This window comes from Micromonospora orduensis (assembly GCF_006228125.1).
In the GTDB taxonomy this organism is placed as follows: Bacteria; Actinomycetota; Actinomycetes; order Mycobacteriales; family Micromonosporaceae; genus Micromonospora; species Micromonospora orduensis.
Window position 1 is genome coordinate 1 of record NZ_VDFY01000124.1, and the last position, 5,305, is coordinate 5,305.

At 71.1% G+C, this 5,305-nt stretch carries 6 protein-coding genes; 3 read left to right on the forward strand and 3 right to left on the reverse strand.

Annotation, left to right across the window (positions count from 1 at the left end; translation table 11 throughout):
* Positions 1-287 precede the first annotated feature (287 nt).
* Complete coding sequence (locus tag FHG89_RS09875; protein ID WP_139584073.1) at positions 288-800, forward strand: Lrp/AsnC family transcriptional regulator; 513 nt, start codon at positions 288-290, stop codon at positions 798-800.
* A 108-nt stretch (positions 801-908) separates the two neighbouring features.
* Here FHG89_RS09875 and FHG89_RS09880 read toward each other — a convergent pair whose 3' ends face one another.
* The 3 genes from FHG89_RS09880 to FHG89_RS09890 are packed head-to-tail and all read right to left on the reverse strand — an operon-like array spanning position 909 to position 2,048.
* The gene (locus FHG89_RS09880) at positions 909-1,097 is read right to left on the reverse strand and encodes a DUF397 domain-containing protein (protein WP_139584074.1); all 189 of its coding nucleotides are present in this window, start codon (positions 1,095-1,097) and stop codon (positions 909-911) included.
* 1 nt (position 1,098) lies between these two features.
* Positions 1,099-1,287: a DUF397 domain-containing protein gene (locus tag FHG89_RS09885; RefSeq protein ID WP_139584075.1), complete on the reverse strand. Its 189-nt coding sequence runs from the start codon at positions 1,285-1,287 to the stop codon at positions 1,099-1,101.
* Positions 1,278-2,048 (reverse strand): helix-turn-helix domain-containing protein, encoded by a 771-nt coding sequence (locus FHG89_RS09890; RefSeq protein WP_139584076.1) that lies wholly within the window; start codon positions 2,046-2,048, stop codon positions 1,278-1,280. The genes FHG89_RS09885 and FHG89_RS09890 overlap by 10 nt, the downstream gene beginning before the upstream one ends.
* Positions 2,049-2,461: 413 nt before the next feature.
* On the opposite strand from FHG89_RS09890, the gene FHG89_RS09895 reads away from it, so the two are divergent.
* Both FHG89_RS09895 and FHG89_RS09900 read left to right on the forward strand, forming a co-directional pair.
* Complete coding sequence (locus FHG89_RS09895) at positions 2,462-3,808, forward strand: aspartate aminotransferase family protein (RefSeq protein WP_139584077.1); 1,347 nt, start codon at positions 2,462-2,464, stop codon at positions 3,806-3,808.
* On the forward strand, positions 3,793-5,199 hold the full coding sequence (locus FHG89_RS09900; protein WP_139584078.1) for an NAD(P)/FAD-dependent oxidoreductase: 1,407 nt from the start codon (positions 3,793-3,795) through the stop codon (positions 5,197-5,199). Before FHG89_RS09895 ends, FHG89_RS09900 begins: the two co-directional genes overlap by 16 nt.
* The last annotated feature ends 106 nt before the right edge of the window (positions 5,200-5,305 follow it).

The window sequence follows — 5,305 nt, forward strand, 5'->3', positions numbered from 1 at the left end:
CGACCACGCAGCCGCAGACCCGCCTGGTACGAGGCGACCACCCCGGCCGCCGCGGCGGCGAGCACCAGCCAACCCACCACCGCGGCCAGGAACAACGGCCAGCGGCGCGTCCGGACTGTGCCGGCGGGAATGTCGAGAGGTTCAAGTACCAGGGACGACTGATCCTGACATGAGAGACCCTCTCTCACAAGGGATTCCGTTGCGGGGTTAGCGATGCACGACGAAATACGCCAGACTGCGCGGGGACACACGCACGACATCACGATTCGGGACATGGGGAGCGCACGATGACGAACCGGCAGCACGAGAGCGGCAACGGCGGTCGACGCGTCGCTGTACGTGAAGGTGCCAATCACGCTCTGCTGGACGACGTGGCCAAGCAGATCATCGAACAGCTCCAGGAGGACGGCCGCCGGCCGTACGCCACCATCGGCAAGGCGGTCGGGCTCTCCGAGGCGGCGGTCCGCCAGCGGGTCCAGCGGCTCCTCGACTCGGGCGTCATGCAGATCGTCGCGGTGACCGATCCGCTCCAGCTCGGCTTCCCCCGCCAGGCGATGATCGGGCTGCGGACCGACGGCGACCTGGAGGCGGTGGCCGACCGGCTGGCCGAGCTGGACGAGGTCGACTACGTGGTCATCACCGCCGGGTCGTTCGACCTGCTCACCGAGGTGGTCTGCCGCAACGACGACCACCTGCTGGAGATCCTGCAACGGCTGCGTGCGGTGCCCGGCGTGCTCGCCACCGAGGCGTTCGTGTACCTCAAGCTGCGCAAGCAGACCTATACCTGGGGTACGGCCTGACGCACTCTTGATGGCGCATGATCGACTCGGCGCTCGATCGACTCGGCCTTCAGGAAGTCGGGGTGTCCGGGTGGTCCTGATACCCCGGTTTTCGTGATCCCGCGTGGATCAGCGTGCCGTTGCCCGGACCGCGTCGACGAACGACGCCCAGGCGGGCGGGGCGAAGGTCAGGGTGCCGCCGTCGCGGTCCTTGCTGTCCCGCACCAGCACCCGACCGGGCAGGTTGTCGGCCACCTCGACGCAGTTACCGCCGTTGTTACTGCTGCGGGTAGCGGTACGCCAACGAGCGTCGGTCATGTCACGCCTGCCGCAACTGCTCGACGAAGGCACGCCAACTGGTCGGCGCGAAGGTCAGGGTGCCGCCGTCGCGGTCCTTGCTGTCCCGCACCAGCACCCGACCGGGCAGGTTGTCGGCCACCTCGACGCAGTCACCGCCGTTGTTACTGCTGCGGGTAGCGGTACGCCAACGAGCGTTGGTCACGTCCATGTCTCCGCCACTTCCCTGATCAGCTCGATCGAGCGCCGCTGCGGCAGCGCTTCGCCAGTCACGCTCTCCCACCTTCGACCCAGGCTAGCGACGTCGATGGGATCGGTCACGATCTGACCGCGAAGCTGATTGTCGAGATATGCCAATTCTGTCCCGTCGGACAGCCGGCCCAGCACGAAGGGGCCGGCGAGGCCGGTGTGCCACGGGCTCTCGGCAGGGATCACCCGGACCTGGACGTGCTCCCACCCGGCGCGGGCAGCGAGGTGCCGAAGCTGGCCAGCCATCACCGATCCGTCGCCGACCGGCCGGCGCAACACCACCTCGTCGATCACCGCCACGAGCTGCGGTGGGGCATCGCGGCGCAGGACCGCCTGCCGGTCGATCCGGCTGGCGACGATCTGGTCCACTTCGGTGGGCGGGACCAGCCCGCCGGTGCTCAGGACCGCGCGAGCGTACCCCTCGGTCTGGAGCAGGCCTGGCACGAGCAGCGGCTCATACGACCGCAGCGAGATGGCATCCTGCTCCAGCTCGGCCCACGGCCGGAACCAGGGCAGGTCGCGGCGGCGGAACGGCTCCGGCCAGAGATCGGCCGCGTCCCGGCGTAGGACCTCGGCCACCGCGATCCGGGTACGCGGGTGCGGAATGCGCCCCGCGGCGAGCCACCGCGCCGCCGTCTTGGGGTCGACGCGGACCTTCTCGGCCAGCGACTCGACAGTCTCCCCCGCCTCGGCCATCGCCACCCGCAACGCCTCGTTCGCCATCCGGATCCTCCCGCCCGCCGGGCACACACCACAACTCCGCTCGGTACGCTGCGCCGCCCCGCGTGATGCACGCTGCGCCGCCCCACTCGGTGCACGCTGCGGCGCACGATAGCCACGCTGAGTGTCGATGTCTCCGGCCTACCGGCGTGTTGCGGTGGGACGTGTTGGCGTGCATTCAAGACACCCATCGAGCGCCCCCGAGGTGTCCCACCAGCGTCCCCACGCCCACCTCACACCAGCCCTGCGGAGTGATGCGAAATCCGTTGCCGAGAATGCAACCGCTCGCTGATTCCGTCGCGGCCGGCCCATGACGCCACTGATACCACTTGCCTAGGAGCCCGTGACTGTGCGATAACCGTTGCAGAGCGGCCGGCTTCACCCCTTTGACCGGCCCGACGACCGATGGGGCTGACATGGCCAACGCCACCGACCACCTCTGGATGCACTTCACCCGGATGGCGAGCTACTCCGCCGGCGAGGTGCCGACCATCGTGCGCGGCGAGGGCGCGTACGTGTGGGACGCGCAGGGCCGCCGCTACCTCGACGGGCTCGCCGGGCTGTTCGTCGTCAACGCCGGTCACGGCCGCACCGAGCTGGCCGAGGCCGCCGCCAAGCAGGCCGGTGAGCTGGCGTACTTCCCGCTCTGGTCGTACGCGCACCCGAAGGCCGTCGAGCTGGCCGAGAAGATCGCCTCGCTCACCCCGGGCGACCTCAACCGGGTCTTCTTCACCACCGGCGGCTCGGAGGCCGTCGAGGCGGCGTGGAAGCTGGCCCGGGCCTACTTCAAGCGCACCGGCCAGCCCAACAAGTACAAGGTGGTCAGCCGGTACATCGCGTACCACGGCACCTCGATGGGCGCGCTGTCGATCACCGGCCTGCCCGGGATCAAGAGCGACTTCGAGCCGCTGGTGCCCGGCGGGATCAAGGTGCCGAACACCAACTTCTACCGGGCGCCCGAGCACGGCGACGACGCCGAGGCGTTCGGCCGGTGGGCGGCCGACGAGATCGGCCGGGCCATCGAGCGCGAGGGGCCGGACACGGTCGCGGCGGTCTTCCTGGAGCCGGTGCAGAACTCCGGCGGCTGCTTCCCGCCCCCGCCCGGCTACTTCGAGCGGGTGCGCGAGATCTGCGACGCGTACGACGTGCTGCTCGTCTCCGACGAGGTGATCTGTTCCTGGGGTCGGCTCGGCGAGTACTTCGGCGCCGTGCGCTACGGCTACCAGCCGGACATCATCACCACCGCCAAGGGCATCACCTCCGGGTACGCCCCGCTCGGCGCGATGATCGCCAGCGACCGGCTGATGGAGCCGTTCCTCACCGAGACGGGCATGTTCGCCCACGGGGTGACGTTCGGCGGCCATCCCGTCTCCTGCGCGGTGGCACTGGCCAACCTGGAGGTCTTCGCCCGCGAGGACCTCGTCGGGCACGTACGGGCCAACGAGGACGCGTTCCGGGCCACCCTGGAGAAGCTGCACGACCTGCCGATCGTCGGCGACGTCCGGGGCGACGGCTACTTCTACGGCATCGAGCTGGTCAAGGACAAGACGACCCGGGAGACCTTCGACGAGGCCGAGTCGGAGCGGCTGCTGCGCGGCTTCCTGTCGACCGCGCTGTTCCAGGCCGGTCTCTACTGCCGCGCCGACGACCGGGGCGACCCGGTCATCCAGCTCGCCCCGCCGCTGATCGCCGAGCAGCAGCACTTCGACGAGATCGAACAAATCCTGCGTACGGTCCTCACCGAGGCATGGGCGCGACTCTGAGCGGCGACCCCGCCGGGCACTACCGGGAGCTGTCGCACTGGCTGTCCACCCTGGACGAGCCGCTGACCCCGCGACCGGCGCTGCCCGGCGACGCGGTCGCCGACGTGGTCATCGTGGGCGCCGGCTACACCGGGCTGTGGACGGCGTACCACCTGGCCCGGGCCGATCCGGCGCTGCGGATCATCGTGCTGGAGAAGGAGATCGCCGGGTACGGCGCGTCCGGCCGTAACGGCGGCTGGTGCTCGGCGCTCTTCCCCACCTCGCTGACCGGGCTGGCCCGGCGGCACGGTCGGGACGCGGCGGTCGCCATGCAACGGGCCCTGCACGACACGGTCCGCGAGGTGGGCCGAGTGGTCGCGGCCGAGGGCATCGACTGCGACTGGGCCGACGGCGGCACGGTCACCCTGGCCCGCACCGGCCCCCAGCTCGTCCGCGCCCGGGCCGCCGTGGACGAGGCCCGCGCGTTCGGCTTCGGCGCCGAGCACCTGGCGCTGCTCGATACCGGCGAGGCCACCGCCCGCTGCGCCGCAGAGGGGGTACGCGGTGGGACGTACACCCCGCACTGCGCGGCCGTGCACCCGGCGAAGCTGGTCCGGGGTCTGGCCCGGGCGGTGGAACGGCTCGGGGTGACCATCCACGAGCGGACGACGGTCACCGCGATCCGGGCCGGCTCGGCGGTGACGGCGGCCGGCACGGTACGGGCACCGGTGGTGGTCCGGGCGACCGAGGGGTACACGCCCGCGCTGCCCGGCCAGCGACGAACCGTGGCACCCGTGTACTCCCTGATGGTGGCCACCGAGCCGCTGCCTGCGGAGACCTGGGCGCGCATCGGGCTGGCCCAGCGCGAGACGTTCTCCGACCACCGGCACGTGATCATCTACGGCCAGCGCACCGCGGACGGCCGGCTGGCCTTCGGCGGGCGCGGTGCTCCGTACCATTTCGGCTCCCGGGTCTCCCCCGGCTACGACCGGGAGCCACGGGTCTTCGCCGCACTGCGGCGGACGCTCGGGGAGCTCTTCCCGGTGCTCGGCCGGGACGTGCCGGTGACCCACACCTGGGGTGGCCCGCTCGGGGTGGCCCGGGACTGGGCGGCCTCGGTGGGCTTCGACCGGGCCAGCGGGCTGGCCTGGGCGGGCGGCTACGTCGGGGACGGGGTGGGTTCCAGCAACCTCGCCGGGCGCACCCTGGCCGACCTGATCCGCGGCGAACGCACCGAGCTGACCACCCTGCCCTGGGTGAACCACCGCTCCCGCCGCTGGGAGCCGGAACCCCTACGGTGGCTGGCCGTCAACACCGCCCTCCGCGTGATGACCACCGCCGACACAACGGAGATGCGCACCAACCGCCCCTCCCGTCGCGCAACAACCCTCTCCCGCCTCCTCGGCAACTAACCCACGCCGCGACCCAGCGCCTCCACCCCCGGTGATCATGAGGTTGGCGAGCGCTTTGGTGATCGAACTCCCCGCCAACCCCATGATCAACCGGAGAGGCGGCGGG